The sequence below is a fragment of the Thermomonospora catenispora genome, from assembly GCF_006363815.1.
GTDB classification, from domain to species: domain Bacteria; phylum Actinomycetota; class Actinomycetes; order Streptosporangiales; family Streptosporangiaceae; genus Thermomonospora; species Thermomonospora catenispora.
Window position 1 is genome coordinate 149,945 of record NZ_RRYT01000009.1, and the last position, 15,407, is coordinate 165,351.

The 15,407-nt window shown below is 76.1% G+C and carries 10 protein-coding genes; 6 read left to right on the forward strand and 4 right to left on the reverse strand.

Going from position 1 to position 15,407, the window contains the following annotated elements; all coding sequences use genetic code 11:
- Positions 1–65 precede the first annotated feature (65 nt).
- From EIO00_RS10000 to EIO00_RS10015, 4 genes are all read right to left on the reverse strand, one after another.
- On the reverse strand, positions 66–1,871 hold the full coding sequence (locus tag EIO00_RS10000; RefSeq protein WP_140177452.1) for a carboxyl transferase domain-containing protein: 1,806 nt from the start codon (positions 1,869–1,871) through the stop codon (positions 66–68).
- A gap of 196 nt (positions 1,872–2,067) precedes the next feature.
- Entirely contained in the window at positions 2,068–3,276 is a 1,209-nt protein-coding gene (locus EIO00_RS10005; protein WP_140177454.1) for an acetyl-CoA C-acetyltransferase, read from the reverse strand.
- A gap of 117 nt (positions 3,277–3,393) precedes the next feature.
- Positions 3,394–4,554 carry a CaiB/BaiF CoA transferase family protein gene (locus tag EIO00_RS10010; protein WP_140177456.1) on the reverse strand — a complete coding sequence of 387 codons (1,161 nt, stop codon included), beginning with the start codon at positions 4,552–4,554 and terminating at the stop codon, positions 3,394–3,396.
- A gap of 208 nt (positions 4,555–4,762) precedes the next feature.
- Positions 4,763–6,373 carry a hypothetical protein gene (locus EIO00_RS10015; protein WP_140177458.1) on the reverse strand — a complete coding sequence of 537 codons (1,611 nt, stop codon included), beginning with the start codon at positions 6,371–6,373 and terminating at the stop codon, positions 4,763–4,765.
- A gap of 270 nt (positions 6,374–6,643) precedes the next feature.
- On the opposite strand from EIO00_RS10015, the gene EIO00_RS10020 reads away from it, so the two are divergent.
- The 6 genes from EIO00_RS10020 (at position 6,644) to EIO00_RS10045 (ending at position 15,359) form a co-directional block, all read left to right on the forward strand.
- Entirely contained in the window at positions 6,644–7,393 is a 750-nt protein-coding gene (locus tag EIO00_RS10020) for a M50 family metallopeptidase (protein ID WP_241661253.1), read from the forward strand.
- 139 nt (positions 7,394–7,532) lie between these two features.
- Positions 7,533–8,912, forward strand: coding sequence for an SWIM zinc finger family protein (locus EIO00_RS10025; RefSeq protein ID WP_140177461.1), 1,380 nt, complete (start codon positions 7,533–7,535; stop codon positions 8,910–8,912).
- Entirely contained in the window at positions 8,909–10,573 is a 1,665-nt protein-coding gene (locus EIO00_RS10030; protein ID WP_140177463.1) for a DUF5691 domain-containing protein, read from the forward strand. The genes EIO00_RS10025 and EIO00_RS10030 overlap by 4 nt, the downstream gene beginning before the upstream one ends.
- 64 nt (positions 10,574–10,637) lie before the next feature.
- Positions 10,638–11,768, forward strand: coding sequence for an ATP-binding protein (locus EIO00_RS10035; protein ID WP_140177465.1), 1,131 nt, complete (start codon positions 10,638–10,640; stop codon positions 11,766–11,768).
- Positions 11,768–14,155 carry a DUF5682 family protein gene (locus EIO00_RS10040; protein WP_140177467.1) on the forward strand — a complete coding sequence of 796 codons (2,388 nt, stop codon included), beginning with the start codon at positions 11,768–11,770 and terminating at the stop codon, positions 14,153–14,155. The genes EIO00_RS10035 and EIO00_RS10040 overlap by 1 nt, the downstream gene beginning before the upstream one ends.
- Positions 14,156–14,204: 49 nt before the next feature.
- Entirely contained in the window at positions 14,205–15,359 is a 1,155-nt protein-coding gene (locus EIO00_RS10045) for a VWA domain-containing protein (protein WP_140177469.1), read from the forward strand.
- The last annotated feature ends 48 nt before the right edge of the window (positions 15,360–15,407 follow it).

Genomic DNA, 15,407 nt, shown 5'->3' on the forward strand with positions numbered 1-15,407 from the left:
TCGCCGGGCGGCGACGGAGCCCTCGCGGTCCCGGTGAGGGAGGCGGTCCGGCCCGCGGACCGGGGTCACCAGGTGTCGACGAAGTCCCTGCGGTGCTCGGGGATCGGGACGTCGCGCAGCGCGGCGGTGATCCAGCGGCGGGTGTCGGCCGGGTCGATCACGTCGTCGATCTCGAAGACGGTCGCCACGTTGAGGGCCTTGCCGCGCTCGTAGGCGGCGGCGACGAGCCGTTCGAAGGCGGCCTCCCGTTCGGCGGGGTCGGCGATGGCCTCCAGCTCCCGCCGGAACCCGAGCCGGACCGCGCCCTCCAGGCCCATCCCGCCCAGCTCCCCGGTCGGCCAGGCCACCGTGGCGACCGGGACCCGCAGGCTGCCGCCGGCCATGGCCTGCGCGCCCAGCCCGTAGGCCTTGCGCAGGATCACCATGCAGATCGGCACCCGCAGGTGCGCCCCGGTGACGAACAGGCGGCTGAAGTGCCGCACGGTCGCGCTCTCCTCGGCGTCGGGGCCGACCATGAACCCCGGGGTGTCGCACAGGGACACCACCGGCAGCCCGTGCGCGTCGCACAGCTGCAGGAAGCGGGCGGCCTTGTCGGCGGCGTCCCGGTCGATGGCGCCGCCGAGGTGGGCGGGGTTGTTGGCGATCAGCCCGTAGGGGCGTCCCTCGATGCGGATCAGCGCGGTGATGATCCCGACGCCGAAGTCGCGCCGCAGCTCCAGCACCGAGTCGGTGTCGGCCAGGGCGTCGACGACGGCGCGGACGTCGTAGACGCGGCGCCGGTCCTCGGGGATCAGCGTGCGCAGCCGCCGCTGGTCGGGCGCGGTCCACTCCCGCACCGGCCCCCGGAAGTAGGACAGGTAGCGGCGGGCCGCCGCGACGGCCTCGGCCTCGTCGGCGACGGGGAGGTCCACGACCCCGTTGCGGGTCTGCACCTCGATCGGGCCGATCTGCTCGGGGGTGAAGACGCCCAGCCCGCCGCCCTCGATCATCGCCGGGCCGCCCATGCCGATGTTGGCGTCCCGCGTGGCGATCACCACGTCGCAGCAGCCCAGCAGCGCGGCGTTGCCCGCGAAGCAGCGTCCGGCCGCGATCCCCACCAGCGGCACCCGCCCGCTGAGCCGGGCGAACAGGTGGAACGCCATGGTGTCCAGCCCGGAGACGGTGGGGGTGTCGGTGTCGCCGGGCCGTCCGCCGCCGCCCTCGGCGAACAGCACCACCGGCAGGCGCCGCCGTTCGGCCAGCTCGAACATGCGGTCCTTCTTGATGTGGTTCATCGCGCCCTGGGTGCCGGCGAGCACCATGTAGTCGTAGGACAGCACCATGGCGGGCTCGCCGTCGATCTCGCCGATCCCGGCCACCAGCCCGTCGGCGGGGGTGCGCTCGATCAGCTCCTGAAGCGGGCGGCGGGCGCGCTGCGCGGCGATGACCAGCGGGCCGTACTCGACGAACGTGCCGGGGTCGCACAGGTCGGCGATGTTCTCCCGGGCGGTGCGCCGTCCGGTGGCGTGCCGCCGGGCCACCGCCTCGGGCCGGGCGGCGTCCTGCACGAGCTCGTGCCGGCGGAGCGCCTCGGCCAGGTCCGGGCGGATCGCGTCGAGGTCCTCGGCCGGGTCGGGGCGTTCGGCGGCGGGCCCCTCGCCCTCGACGACGGCGGGCTCGAGACGGGCGAGGAGGTCGCCCTCGGCGACCGTGTCCCCCACGGCCACGGTCAGCCGCCGCACGACGCCGGGCGCGGGGGCCTCCACGACGTGCTGCATCTTCATCGCCTCGAGCACCACCAGCGGGTCGCCGGCCGCCACCCGCTGCCCGTCGGCGGCCTCGAGGCTCTCGACCGTGCCGTGCATCGGCGCGGTGACCCGGAGTTCCCTCACGCTCGCTTCCCTTCGCCCTCACCCGGGCGGGCGCGGCGGACGCCTCGCCCGTTCCACCGTGCACGCGGCCCGCGGCGCCGGTCCGCACGCGGCCGCGGGATCGGTCCACCCGGCGCCCGGGGGTCGCCGCCGCACGGCCCCGTGCGGGCGCCGCGGCGGGCCCGCGACGGCGCGCGGGCCCGCCGGAGAGGGCCTGTCAGGCCGAGACGCGCTCGAAGACGGCGGCCAGGCCCTGGCCGCCGCCGATGCACATGGTCTCCAGGGCGTAGCGGGCCTGGCGGCGCTCCATCTCGTACATCAAGGTGGCCAGGATCCGGCAGCCGGTCGCCCCGACCGGGTGGCCCAGCGAGATCCCCGAGCCGTTGACGTTCATCCGCTCGAAGTCGTCCTTGCCGAAGCCCCACTCCCGGGTCACGCCGAGGACCTGGGCGGCGAACGCCTCGTTCAGCTCGATGAGGTCCATGTCGGCCAGCCGCAGCCCGGCCCGCTCCAGCGCCCGCGCCGTGGCCGGCACCGGCCCCAGCCCCATCAGCTCCGGCGGCACGCCGGCCACCGCCCACGACACCAGCCGGGCCCGGACGGTCAGGCCGAGCCGGTCGGCCTCCTCCCGGGTGGTCACCAGGCAGACCGCGGCGCCGTCGTTCTGGCCGCTGGCGTTCCCGGCGGTGACGGTGGCCTCGGGGTCGATCTTGGCGCGCACCGGCCGCAGCGCGGCCAGCTTCTCCAGGGTGGTGTCGGCGCGGGGGTGCTCGTCGCGGTCCACCACGAGGGTCTCCTTGCGGGTGACCACCTCGACCGGCACCAGCTCCTCGTCGAACCGGCCCTCCCGCTGGGCGGCCACCGCGCGCTGGTGCGAACGCAACGCCAGCTCGTCCTGCTCCTCACGGGGGATGCCGTACTTGGCGCGGACGTTCTCCGCGGTCTCCAGCATCCCGCCGGGCACGGGGTGGTTCTCGCCGCCGGGGGTGACCCGGGCCCGGTCCAGCCGGTCCACCAGCTTGATCTCGGCGCCGGGGCGGCCCCAGCGCAGGCCGGTGGCGTAGTACTCGACCTGGCTCATGCTCTCCACGCCGCCGGCGATCACGGTGTCGGCGGCGCCGTCGCGGACCATCATCACCGCGTTGATGACCGCCTGCAGGCCCGAGCCGCACCGGCGGTCGATCTGGCTGCCGGGGGTGTCCACCGGCAGTCCGGCGTCCAGGGCGGCGACCCGCCCGATGGCGGGGGCCTCCCCGTTGGGGTTGCACTGGCCGAGGATCACCTCGTCGATGCGCTCCGCACCGGTGCGCCGCAGCAGCTCGCTGATGACGATCGCGGCCAGCCGTTGCGGCGGGACGTCCTTGAGCGCCCCGCCGTACCGGCCGACGGGCGTGCGGACGGGCGAACAGACGACGACCTCACGCATGCGGTGACCTCCTGACGAGCGGCGATTCATCCCGAGTCTGCCGCATTCGCCGCGATGGCCCCGAACCGGGTCGCGTCGTTGTCCGCCCGCCCAACGCCGGGCCGCCCCGTCTGGGCGTCAGCCCTGTGCGACCACCCCGTCGGCCAGCAGCCCGTCCACGTCGTCGACGCCGAACTCCGTGAGCACCTCCCGGGTGTGCTGGCCGGGCAGGGCGGGCGGCGAGGAGATCTCCCCCGGCGTCCGGGAGAAGCGCGGCGCGGGCGCGGGCTGCAGATGCCCGTCGCGTTCGACGAACACCTCGCGCTCGGCGTTGTAGGGGTGCCGGGGGGCCTCGGTCAGCGACAGCACCGGCGCCACGCAGGCGTCGCCCGGCAGGAAGATCTCCGCCCACTCGTCGCGGGTCCTGGTCTTGAACGCCTCGGCGAACCGCTCGCGCAGCTTCGGCCAGCCCGCCCGGTCGTGCTGGCCGGGCAGGTCGTCGGCGTCCTCCAGGCCAAGCCGGCGCAGGAACTCGGCGTAGAACTGCGGCTCGATGGCGCCGACGGCCACGTACTTGCCGTCGGCGGTCTCGTACACGTCGTACCAGGGGGCGCCGGTGTCCAGCATGTTCACCCCGCGCTCGTCCCGCCACAGGCCGCCGGCCAGGAAGCCGTGGATGAACGTGGTCAGGTGCGCGGTGCCGTCGACGATGGCGGCGTCCACCACCTGGCCCCGGCCGCTCTTTCGGGCCTCCAGCAGGGCGGCGAGCATCCCGACGAGCAGGTACATGCTGCCGCCGGCGAAGTCGCCGAGCAGGTTGAGCGGCACCTGCGGCGGGCCGCCCGCCCGGCCGATGGCGTGCAGCGCGCCGGTGGTGGCGATGTAGCCGATGTCGTGTCCGGCGCTCCGGGAGAGCCGTCCCTCCTGGCCCCAGCCGGTCATCCGGCCGTACACCAGCGTGGGGTTGACCGCCATGCAGTCGTCGGGGCCGAGGCCGAGCCGTTCGGTCACGCCCGGCCGGAATCCCTCGATCAGCGCGTCGGCCCGCTCGACCAGTTTCAGCACCACCTGCCTGCCCCGGTCGGACTTCAGATCGACGGCGATGGACCGCTTGCCCCGGTTGGTGAAGTCGGTGGCCGCCGCCCCCGGAGCGCCCGGGACCACCGCCGAGGGCCGGTCCACTCGGATCACCTCGGCGCCCAGGTCGGCCAGCAGCATGGCGGCGAACGGGCCGGGCCCGATCCCGGCCAGTTCGATCACCCTGATGCCCGCCAGCGGTCCGCGCTTCGACCCGCTCATCACGACCCCTTTCACACCCTGTTCCCAGGCACGGTGGAACGCCGGACGCACGGCCCGACCGTCCCAGTGTGCCGCACCACAGTAAGCGGTCCCTGACCCGCCCCTGGTGAGCGCGGCGCGGGCGCGGGGCCGTCCGGAGCCCGATCACCGGGGGAGGGCGCCGGAGAGGGCGGGTCCGGCGACCGGGCCCGACGGGGTCCGGGCGGGTTCAGGCGGGGCGCGCGGTCACGGTGACCCGGCCGTCCGGTCGCCGGGCGAGGTCGGGGCCGGTGGCGACCAGCAGCCGCCCGGACACGCTGGCGACCTCGACGGGCCCCTTCACCCGGGGGACGGCGCCGGGCGCGGCGGCGGCCAGGTAGTACCAGGACTTGCGCGGCGACCGCCACCACAGGCCGCTCACCGGCCGCCGCCAGTCGCAGGGACCGGCCTGGTGGGACCGGCCGGAGGGCTCGATCAGGGTGGCCTGGGCGGAGGTCCGCCCGTCGGGATGGACGGAGCGGGTGCACACCCAGCGGGCGCGCCTGGTCTGCTCGGGCAGCCTGCCGGACCAGAACTCCCAGGCGGCGGCCTCGGTGACCGGCCGGGTCGGGGCGGGGAGGGCGCACCCCAGCCGTTCCCACAGCCTGAGCCCCGCCGAGCCGGGGGCGACCGCCTTGGGGTCGGAGCCGGCGGAGGTCCGGTGGAGGACGGCGACGGGCGTCGGGCCGCCCAGCTCGGCGAGCATCACCGAGCCCTTCGGTCCGGTGAGCCGCAGCACGGGGCCGCGGCGGCAGGGGGTGTCGGCGGTCACCGGTCCCACCACCCCCTGCCGGAGGGGCGTCTTCTCGCCGTCGGGGGTCTTCGCCGCGGTCACCCACGGCGCCACCAGGTAGCGCCCCTCCCCCAGCGGCAGCGCCTCCGCCCTGTCGCCGGCGGGGATCTCCTCCAGGGTCCGGGCGGGCTCGGTGTAGCGGACGACGCGATCGCCGTACCGCAGCAGCGCCGTCGAGGAGGCGCCGACCTTCCCGGCGTACAGCAGCTGCGGGGCCACGTCCCGGCCGGCCCGGCGCGCCCAGGCGGTGTGCGCGCGGGCGACGAACCCCTCGTCGGCGACCAGCGTGCCGCGCGCCGGCCACACCTGGAGGGTCCGGGGGGCGGTGGCCCAGTCCCGGGGCGGGGCCTTCACCAGGCTGCCCTGCAGGGCCTCGGCGGGGTTGGACGAGGGGCTGGTCTCCAGCACGAACACCGTCCCGACCAGCCCCACGGTGAGGGCGGTGGCCACCGCGATGGGCAGCCGGGTGCGCCGCCGCAGGGCGCGCCGATGCGCCTGCCGCACCGACAGGTCCGACAGCAGCCCGGCGGACCGGCCGCCCAGATCGGGGATCCCCTCGACCGTCTCGGCCGCCTCCAGCACGGCCGCCGGGTCCGGCACCCCCAGCTCGACCAGCTGGTCGCGAACGGCGTACCGGGGCATCCTCTCCACCTCGCGCAGCACGTAGGCCACCCGGACCTCCGGGTCCAGCTCGGCCAGCGCCAGGGTCAGCGCGGGGTCGGGCAGTCGCGGGGGCAGCCCGCGCAGCCAGGGGCCCAGACCGATGCGCAGCCACCAGGCCGGCCGCATCGACCGCCGCAGCACACGAGTGCGCATCCGGGCGTAGCCGTACCGGCCCGGCCGGGCCGCGCGGCCGCCCAGCAACGGGAACTCCCCGTCGACGATCCGCTGCGCGACCGCCAGCCGGTGGATGCGCTTGCCCGTGCCGGGCAGGACGAGGTACGCCAGCCGGACCAGATCGCGATAGCGCCGCTCGAGCACGGCGCCGGGCGGGGCTTTCTGCGGCATGGAAGGGCTCCTTCGAAAGCGGCTGAGAAAAGGTGCACCGGTGCGTCGGCGCACGGATGCGCCGGGACACCGCAGGCTAGGGAGCGCCGCAGAATGCCGTGCGGGAATTGAACCAAGGATTAACGTGGCGAACGCATATATCGCCTTTTATCCGCCCCGCCCTCGTCCCCGCGCCCCTTCCCGGCCGCGACCCGGCCCGCTCGTTCCGTCCTGAACGCACGAGCCGCCCGCAACGTCCTAATCTTGGCGACGGCGACGAGATCCCCCGAGGTGAACGTGGACGCAGCAGGCATCGGCGAACTGTGGGACCGACTGACCGGCACGCAGCCCGATCCGCCGTGGTGGCTGGTGCTCCTGACCGGGATCGCCGCGCTCGGCGCGGTCGTGCACGGGCCCACCTGGCGGGTGGCCCGCAACGTGGTCACCATCGCGCACGAGGGCGGCCATGCGCTGGCGGCGGTGCTGACCGGACGGCGGCTGGACGGGATCAAACTGCACTCCGACACCTCCGGGGTGACGGTCTCGCGGGGCAAGCCGGACGGACCGGGGATGGTGTTCACCGCGCTGGCCGGCTACATCACTCCCCCGCTGCTCGGGCTGGCGTTCGCCGTGCTGCTGAGTCGGGGGCGGATCACGCTGATGCTGTGGGTGTCGCTGGCGCTGCTGGCGGGGATGCTGGTGATGATCCGCAACGCCTACGGGGCGCTGGCGGTGGCGGCGACCGGCCTGCTGATCTTCCTGGTGTCCTGGCTGGGCACCGCCGAGGCGCAGGCCGCGTTCGCCTATCTGGCGACGCTGTTCCTGCTGCTGGCCGGATTGCGGCCGGTGATCGAGCTGCAGCGGATGCGGGCCCGGCAGATGGCCCCGTCCTCGGACGCCGACCAGCTCGCCCATCTGACCGGGGTGCCCGGCCTGGTGTGGGTGGGGCTGTTCGCCTTCGTGTCGCTGGCGGCGCTGCTGGCCGGCGGCAAGCTGCTGCTCCCCGACGCCGCGTCCCTGCCCGGGTTCCTGCGCCCGTGAGGGCCCGCCCGGCCCGGGGATGACCGCCCCGGCGGCCGGACGGCGCGCGTTCCGCACGGCCGCGCGTCACGCGCCCGCCCCCGCACGGTCGCATCCCGGCCGGACGGAAACGTCACCGGCGGCCGATAGCGTCGGAAGGGTGAGCGAGCGCTGGGGCCGTGAGCAGGTCATCGAGCTGGCGCCGAGCGCCGTGCTGGCGCGGTCGGCGCAGGAGGCCGCCGACCCCGCCCGCTGGCACGGCACGGGCTGCGACGACGGCGGCGTGTGGGGCGAGTACCGGACCGGGACCCCCCACGGTCACGAGGTCTCCCATCACGTGTGCGCGGAGCCGTCGGGACCGGCGTTCGGCTGCTCGTGCCCGAGCCCCGTGCTCCCGTGCATCCACGTGCTGGCGCTGCTGCTGCTGTGGAGCGACGGCGGGGTGCGGCCCGGCGACCGGCCGGCGTGGACGGCCGAGCTGCTCGAGCGGCGCCGGCGGGCGGCCCGGACGCGACGGCGTCCCGGGCCGGCCCCCGCCCGGGCCTCCGTCGCCCGGACCCCCGCCGGCCGCGCCTCCGATCCGGCGACCGTGCGGCGCCGGGAGCAGCGCGTCGACGACGGCGTGGCCGAGCTGTCGACGTGGCTGCGCGACCGGATCGGGCGAGGACTGGCCCGGCACGCCGGCACCGACCGCCGGATGTGGGCCGACGCGGCGCGCCGGATGGTCGACCGGCAGGCGCCCGGGCTGGCGACCGCGCTGCACGCGATCAAGGACCTGTCCTCGCCCCGGTACGGCGCCGACCGGCCTGACCGGATGCTGGCGGAGCTGGGGCTGCTGGCCCTGCTGCTGCAGGCCCATCGCCGCCGCGCCGAGCTGCCCGAGCCGCTGCGCGCCACGGTCCGGGCCCGGATCGGTTTCCCCGTCCCGCAGGAGGAGGTGCTGCGGGAGGGCGAACGGGTCCGCGACGAGTGGTACGTGGCCGGTTCCCGGGACGTCGAGCAGGACCGCGTCATCGCCCGCCGGGTGTGGCTGCGCGGCCGCGGCACCGGCCGGTCCGCCCTGGTGCTGTCGTTCGCCCCGCCGGGACGCCCCCTGGACTCCTCGCTGACCGTGGGCACGGCGTTCGACGGCGAACTGGCGTTCTATCCGGGCGCCCAGCCGCTGCGCGCGCTCGTGGCCGAGCGCCACGGCCCGGCCCCCGCCGTCCCGCAGGGCACCACGGTGGACGGGATGCTGCAGGAGTACGCCGACGCGCTGGCCCGCGACCCGTGGCTGGACGCCTGGCCCGCCGTGCTGCAGGACGTCCGGCTGGCGACCCCCGAGGGCTCCCCCGTCCGTCCCGACGCCCTCCACGTCATGGACCCCCACGGCGATGTGCTGCCGCTGTGCCTCCCGCCCGGCGACGACGCCCGCCGCGCCTCCTGGCGGCTGCTGGCCGTCTCCGGCGGCGCCCCGTTCACCGTGGCCGGCGAGTGGTCCCCCGACGGGCTGCGCCCCCTGTCGGCCTGGCATCACCGGGAAGGAGCGGTGGCGCTGTGAGCGGCCGCCGCACCGCCGAGGAGGCGCCCGACGGCCGCCGGCCGGAGCCGCGGGGCGCGCGCGCCGGAGGCGATGTGACGAGCGCATGGGACGAGCACGTCGGCGCGGCCCTGCTGGGGACCCGGCGGCGCCCGGTCCCGGCGCTGCCCCCGGATCTGTCCCCCGGCCCGGCGGACGGGACGGACGAGGACGAGGACGCGGCGTGGCGGCTGCTGCAGCAGGCCGCGGTGCTGACGGTGGCGCGCCGGGCCGGACGGCGTCCCCGTCCGGCGCAGGGGTTCTCGCCGGTGGCGCCCTGCCCGGCGGAGAGCGCCCCGGTGGTGCCGCCGCCGGCGGCGCGGCGGCTGGAGCTGATCCTGGCCCGGAGCGATCCGGCGCTGCTGGCGGAGTGGCTGGAGACGGCGGCCGCGCGCGGATACCGGGCGCCCGCCGGCTCGCTGCCCCGGCTGTTGGACCTGGGGCGGAACACGACCTCGCTGCGACCGGCGATCGCCAAGGCGGTCGGGCGGCGCGGGGTGTGGCTGGCCCTGCACAACACCGACTGGGCGTACCTGGTCGGGATGAGCGCCGAGGTCATCGGCGACGATCCGCGGGTGTGGCGGACCGGCACCCGCAACGAACGCGTCGCCTATCTGACGCGGCTGCGCCGGCGGGACCCCGAGGCCGCGGCGGAGACGCTGCGGGCGACATGGACGCGGGAGTCGGCGCCGGACCGCGCCGCGTTCCTGGCCGTGTTCGAGCACGACCTGTCGGACGCCGACGAGGAGTTCCTGGAAGAGGCCCTGGACGACCGGGGCAAGGACGTGCGGCGGGTGGCGGCCGATCTGCTGGCCCGCCTGCCGGGGTCGGCCTACGGGCGGAGGATGGCCGAGCGGGCCCGCCGCTGCGTGCGCCCTCACGTCCACGCGCTCGACGGGCGACGGCGGATCCGGCTCCTGGTGGAGCCGCCCGAGAGGCACGACGAGGACATGGCCCGGGACGGGATCCCGTTCCACCCGCCCGGCTCGTTCACGCCCGACTCCCCGACCGCCCGCCCGATCGGGGCGCGGGCGGGGTGGCTGCGCGAGATCCTGGCCCGCACCCCGCTGGCGGTCTGGACGGATCTGCTGGACCTGCCGCCGGAGGAGGCGGTGCGCCTGCCGGTCGCCGACGCCCGCGGGGAGGACGACGAACGCGCCGCCCGTGACCTGCACGCCGGCTGGACGCGCGCCGTGGTGTGGCAGCGCGACGTCCGGTGGGCGCGGGCCCTGCTGGGCGACGGGGTGCTGACCGCCGAGGAGATCCGGGAGAAGGCCGAGCTGGTGGGCGTGCTCCCGGCGCAGGAGCGCGCCGCGACGGTCGGCGCCCTGCTGCGCCGGGTCGACCGTCCGGATCAGGCGGTCGCCCTGCTCGAACGCGTTCCCGGCCCGTGGACCGGCGGGCTGGCCGAGGCGGTGCTGACGCTGCTGTCCGCCCTGACGGCCGAGGAGGGCCGGGGGCGGGACGCCCGCCGCCGGCATCGTGAGCCGTCGTCGCTGTGCGAGCTGGCCGCCCATCGGCTGGCCCCGGACGCCGCCCCGCGCGTCCGCCGGATGGCCGACGCCCGGCCCGGCCACCGGCCGCTGGCCCGGCTCGCCCGCGTCCTCGGCTTCCGCGACGCGATGGCGCGGGAACTGACATGAGGGACCCCGCCCGACCGGCGGGAAGGCCGTCCCCGACCCGACGCATCTGGAAAGGACCGCCTGCATGACCGACGGCACGACCGAAGCCGCGGGCCCGCCCGCCCGTGATCGCGCCGATCGCGCGGTGCTGCGGCCGCACGCCGAACAGCAGTTCGCCGACGAGCTGGCGCTGCTGGCCGAGCACGACGACCGGCCCCGGCCGCCGGGCTGGCGGCTGTCCCCGTGGGCGGTCACCACTTATCTGCTCGGCGGCGAACTGCCCGACGGCGAGGTGATCACCCCCAAGTACGTGGGACCGCGCCGGTTGATCGAGGTCGCGGTGGCGACCTTGGCCACCGACCGGGCGCTGCTGCTGCTCGGCGTCCCCGGCACCGCCAAGACCTGGGTGTCGGAGCATCTGGCGGCGGCGGTGTGCGGCGACTCGACGCTGCTGGTCCAGGGGACCGCGGGCACGTCCGAGGAGGCCCTCCGCTACGGCTGGAACTACGCCCGGCTGCTCGCCGAGGGCCCGTCCGAGCGGGCGCTGGTGCCCAGCCCGGTGATGCGGGCGATGCAGGAGGGCATGGTCGCCCGCATCGAGGAGCTGACCCGGATGCCCGGCGACGTGCAGGACACCCTGATCACCATCCTGTCGGAGAAGACGCTGCCCATCCCGGAGCTGAACACCGAGGTGCAGGCGCGCCGCGGGTTCACCGTGATCGCCACCGCCAACGACCGGGACCGGGGGGTGAACGAGCTGTCGTCGGCGCTGCGCCGCCGGTTCAACACGGTGGTGCTGCCGCTGCCGGCCACCACCGATGAAGAGGTCGACATCGTCTCCCGCCGGGTGCGGCAGATCGGCCGGTCGCTGCAGCTGCCGGAGGTTCCGGCGGGGCTGACGGAGATCCGTCGGGTGGTCACCGTGTTCCGGGAGCTGCGGTCGGGGATGACCGTCGACGGCCGCACCAGGCTGAAGTCCCCCTCCGGCACGTTGAGCACCGCGGAGGCCATCTCGGTGATCACCAACGGGCTGGCGCTGGCGGCGCACTTCGGCGACGGCGTGCTGCGCGCCGAGGACGTGGCCGGCGGCATCGTCGGCGCGGTCGTCCAGGATCCGGTGTCCGACCGCGTGGTCTGGCAGGAGTACCTGGAGACCGTCGTGCGCGAACGCGAGGAGTGGCGCGACTTCTACCGGGCCTGCCGAGAGGTCTCCTAGTGCCCCGCACCGAGTTCTACGGCATCCGTCACCACGGTCCCGGCTCGGCGCGCTCCCTGCGCCGTGCGCTGGAGGAGTTCGCGCCCGACCTGGTCCTGGTGGAGGGGCCGCCGGAGGCGGACGCCATCGTCCGCCTGGCCGCCGACCCGCAGATGGTCCCCCCGGTCGCCCTGCTCGCCTACACCACCGACGCCGGGTCCGCCGGCGAGGACGGCCGCGCGGAGGGCCCGCGCGCCGCGTTCTGGCCGTTCGCCGAGTTCAGCCCCGAGTGGCAGGCCATCGGATACGCCCTCGAGGCGGGCGCGGAGGTCCGTTTCTGCGACCTTCCCGCCGCGCACCAGCTCGCCCTCGACCCTCCCGCCGACCCGGCCGGGGAGAGCGGATCGGAGGAGGAGGCCCCCGCACCGGAGCGGATCCGGGCGGACCCGCTGGGGTGGCTGGCCCGGGCGGCGGGATACGACGACGCCGAACGGTGGTGGGAGGACGTCGTCGAGCATCGCGGGGAGGGGCCGTCGTCGTTCCCGGCGATCGCGGAGGCCATGGCGGCGCTGCGCGAGGACCTGGAGAGGCGACCGCTCGAGGGGGAGCCCGCGCTCCCCGAGGCGTACCTGCTGCGGGAGCGGCGGCGCGAGGCCCACATGCGGCGGACGCTGCGGCGCGCCCTCCGGCAGGGGCACGAGCGGATCGCGGTGGTGTGCGGGGCCTGGCACGTGCCGGCGCTGCAGGCGCGGGTGCGCGCCGGGGAGGACGATCGGACGCTGCGCGGGCTGCCCAAGCGGAAGGTGGCGCTGACCTGGGTGCCGTGGTCGTACGGCCGGCTGGCGCGGCGGTCGGGCTATGGGGCCGGGGTGCGGTCCCCCGGCTGGTACCGGCATCTGTTCCTCTCCCCGGATCGTCCCGTCGAACGCTGGCTGACCCTGGCCGCCCGGCTGCTGCGCGAGGAGGATCTGCATGTCTCATCCGCCCATGTCATCGAGGCGGTGCGGCTGGCCGAGACGCTGGCGGCGCTGCGCGGTCGGCCGCTGGCGGGACTGGAGGAGGTCACCGAGGCCGCCCGCGCGGTGCTGTGCGAGGGCGCCGAGGAGCCGCTGGCACTGATCCGGGAGCGGATGGTGGTGGGCGAACGGCTGGGCTCGGTGCCCGACGGGACGCCCATGGTGCCGGTGCAGCGGGATCTGCGGGCCGAGTGCCGCCGCCTCAAGCTCACGCCGTCCGCCCGGCCCAAGGAGCAGGACCTGGATCTGCGCCGTCCGCTGGACCTGGAGCGCAGCCGGCTGCTGCACCGGCTGCGGCTGCTGGACGTGCCGTGGGGCGAGCCCACGGCCTCCTCCGTTCAGGGCAAGGGCACGTTCCGGGAGACCTGGACGCTGCACTGGCGGCCGGAGCTCGACGTCGCGCTGATCGAGGCGGGGGCGTGGGGCACCACGGTGCGCGACGCGGCCGGCGCCCGGGCCCGGGCGCTGGCCGAGGGGGCGCGGACGCTCGCCGAGCTGACCGCGGTGGCCGAACGCTGCCTGCTCGCCGACCTGGACGAGGCGCTGCCGGCCGTGGTGCACGCGCTGTCGGACCTGGCCGCCACCGACACGGATGTGAGCCATCTGATGGCGGCGCTGCCCGCGCTGGTGCGGACGCTGCGGTACGGCGACGTCCGCGGCGCCCCCCTCGGCGGGCTGCGGACGGTCGTGGACGGCATGGTGGTGCGGATCTGCGTGGGCCTGCCGCCAGCCGCCCGCGGCCTGGACGAGGACGCCGCCCGGGAGCTGCTCGGCCTTCTCGACGCCGTACACGAGGCCCTGGCCCTGCTGGACCCCGGGCCCGGCGTCGAGGAGACCGGCGCACGACCCGGCGGGAAGACCGACGAGAAAGCCGGGGAGGAGGCCGGGGAAGAGCCCGGTCCCATGGCGCGCTGGCAGGCCGCCCTCGCCGATCTGCTGGACCGGCCCGGCCTGCACGGGCTGGTGGAGGGCCGGCTGACCCGGATGCTGCACGACGCCGGGGCGTTGCCCGACGCGTCCGACCGGATGGCCCGGGCCGTGTCGGTCGGGGTGGAGCCGTCCCGAGCCGCCGCCTGGATCGAGGGCTTCCTGTCCGGCGACGGGCTCGTGCTGGTGCACGACGAGGCGCTGCTGCGCCTGGTGGACGGCTGGATCGCCGGGCTGACGGCGGACGCGTTCACCGCCGTGCTGCCCCTGCTGCGCCGCACGTTCAGCCGGTTCGGCGCCCCGGAACGGCGCGCCATCGGGGAGCGCGCCCGCGCGCTCGCCTCCTCCGCCGCCCCGGCCGCCCGCGGCGAGGAGCCGGATCCGGCGCGGGCCGCTCCGGCGGCCCGGGCGGTCGCCCGGATCCTCGGCTGGGACCGTCCCGCCGCAGAGGACGGCGGACGGTGACCGCACGGCCCCGGCCGGCGGCGCGCCGGCCCCGACGGAGGGAAGGGTGATGCAGGCCGACGAGGAACGGCTCAAGCGCTGGCGGATGGTGCTCGGCGGCGGGGACGCCGACGGCACCGGGGTGGGCCTGAGCGGGGACGACGCCGCGATGGACGCCGCCCTGCAGGCCGTGTACGAGCCGCGCCGATCCGACGGCAGGCGCGGCGCCGGGCTGGGCGAGTCGGCGCCGCGGCTGGCGCGGTGGCTCGGCGACATCCGCGCCTATTTCCCGTCCTCGGTGGTCCGGGTGATGCAGAAGGACGCCCTGGAGCGTCTCGACCTGACCCGCCTGCTGCTGGAGCCGGAGCTGCTGGACGCCGTCGAACCCGACGTCCACCTGGTCGGGGCCCTGCTGTCGCTCAACCGCGTCATGCCCGACACCGTCCGGCGGTCCGCCCGCGCCGTCGTCCGCACGGTGGTCGCGGAACTGGAGGACCGGCTGGCCCACCGCCTGCGCTCCGCGGTGACGGGCGCGCTGGACCGGGCGGCGCGCACGCACCGCCCGCGCCGCCCCGCCGACGTCGACTGGCACCGCACCATCCGCGCCAACCTGCGCCATCACGTTCCCCGGTACGGCACCGTGATCCCCCAGCGCCTGGTCGGCTTCGGCCGCAGACGGCAGACCGTCGAACGCGAGGTGGTGCTGTGCGTCGACCAGAGCGGCTCGATGGCGGCCTCGGTGGTCCACGCCGGGGTCATGGGGTCGGTGCTGGCCTCGATGCCCACGCTGCGCACCTCCCTGGTCGTCTTCGACACCGCCGTCGTCGATCTCACCGACCGGCTCTCCGATCCCGTCGAGGTGCTGTTCGGCGCCCAGCTCGGCGGCGGCACCGACATCAACCGCGCCCTCGCCTACTGCCAGGGCCTCATCACCCGCCCCGCCGACACCGTCGTCATCGTGATCAGCGACCTGCACGAGGGCGGCGATCGCGACGAGATGCTCAAGCGCGTCGCGGCCATGACCGCCGCCGGTGTTCAGGTGATCGTCCTCCTCGCCCTGTCCGACGAGGGCGCCCCCGCCTACGACCACGCCAACGCCGCGGCGCTGGCCGGGTTGGGCGTCCCCGCCTTCGCCTGCACGCCCGACGCCTTCCCCGACCTGATGGCCGCCGCCCTGGAGCGCCGCGACCTCACCGAATGGTCCGAACGCCACCTGTCATCGTGACCCGTCATCGTGACCGCCTCGGTCGCCGGCCCGCCCGCCCACGGACCG

Excerpts from the sequence above, each read along its gene's own strand:
- EIO00_RS10010 (WP_140177456.1), bottom strand. The coding sequence starts at position 4,554 with ATGAGCGGGTCGAAGCGCGGACCGCTGGCGGGCATCAGGGTGATCGAA.
- EIO00_RS10005 (WP_140177454.1), bottom strand. The coding sequence starts at position 3,276 with ATGCGTGAGGTCGTCGTCTGTTCGCCCGTCCGCACGCCCGTCGGCCGG.
- EIO00_RS10015 (WP_140177458.1), bottom strand. The coding sequence starts at position 6,373 with ATGCCGCAGAAAGCCCCGCCCGGCGCCGTGCTCGAGCGGCGCTATCGC.
- EIO00_RS10035 (WP_140177465.1), top strand. The coding sequence starts at position 10,638 with ATGACCGACGGCACGACCGAAGCCGCGGGCCCGCCCGCCCGTGATCGC.
- EIO00_RS10045 (WP_140177469.1), top strand. The coding sequence starts at position 14,205 with ATGCAGGCCGACGAGGAACGGCTCAAGCGCTGGCGGATGGTGCTCGGC.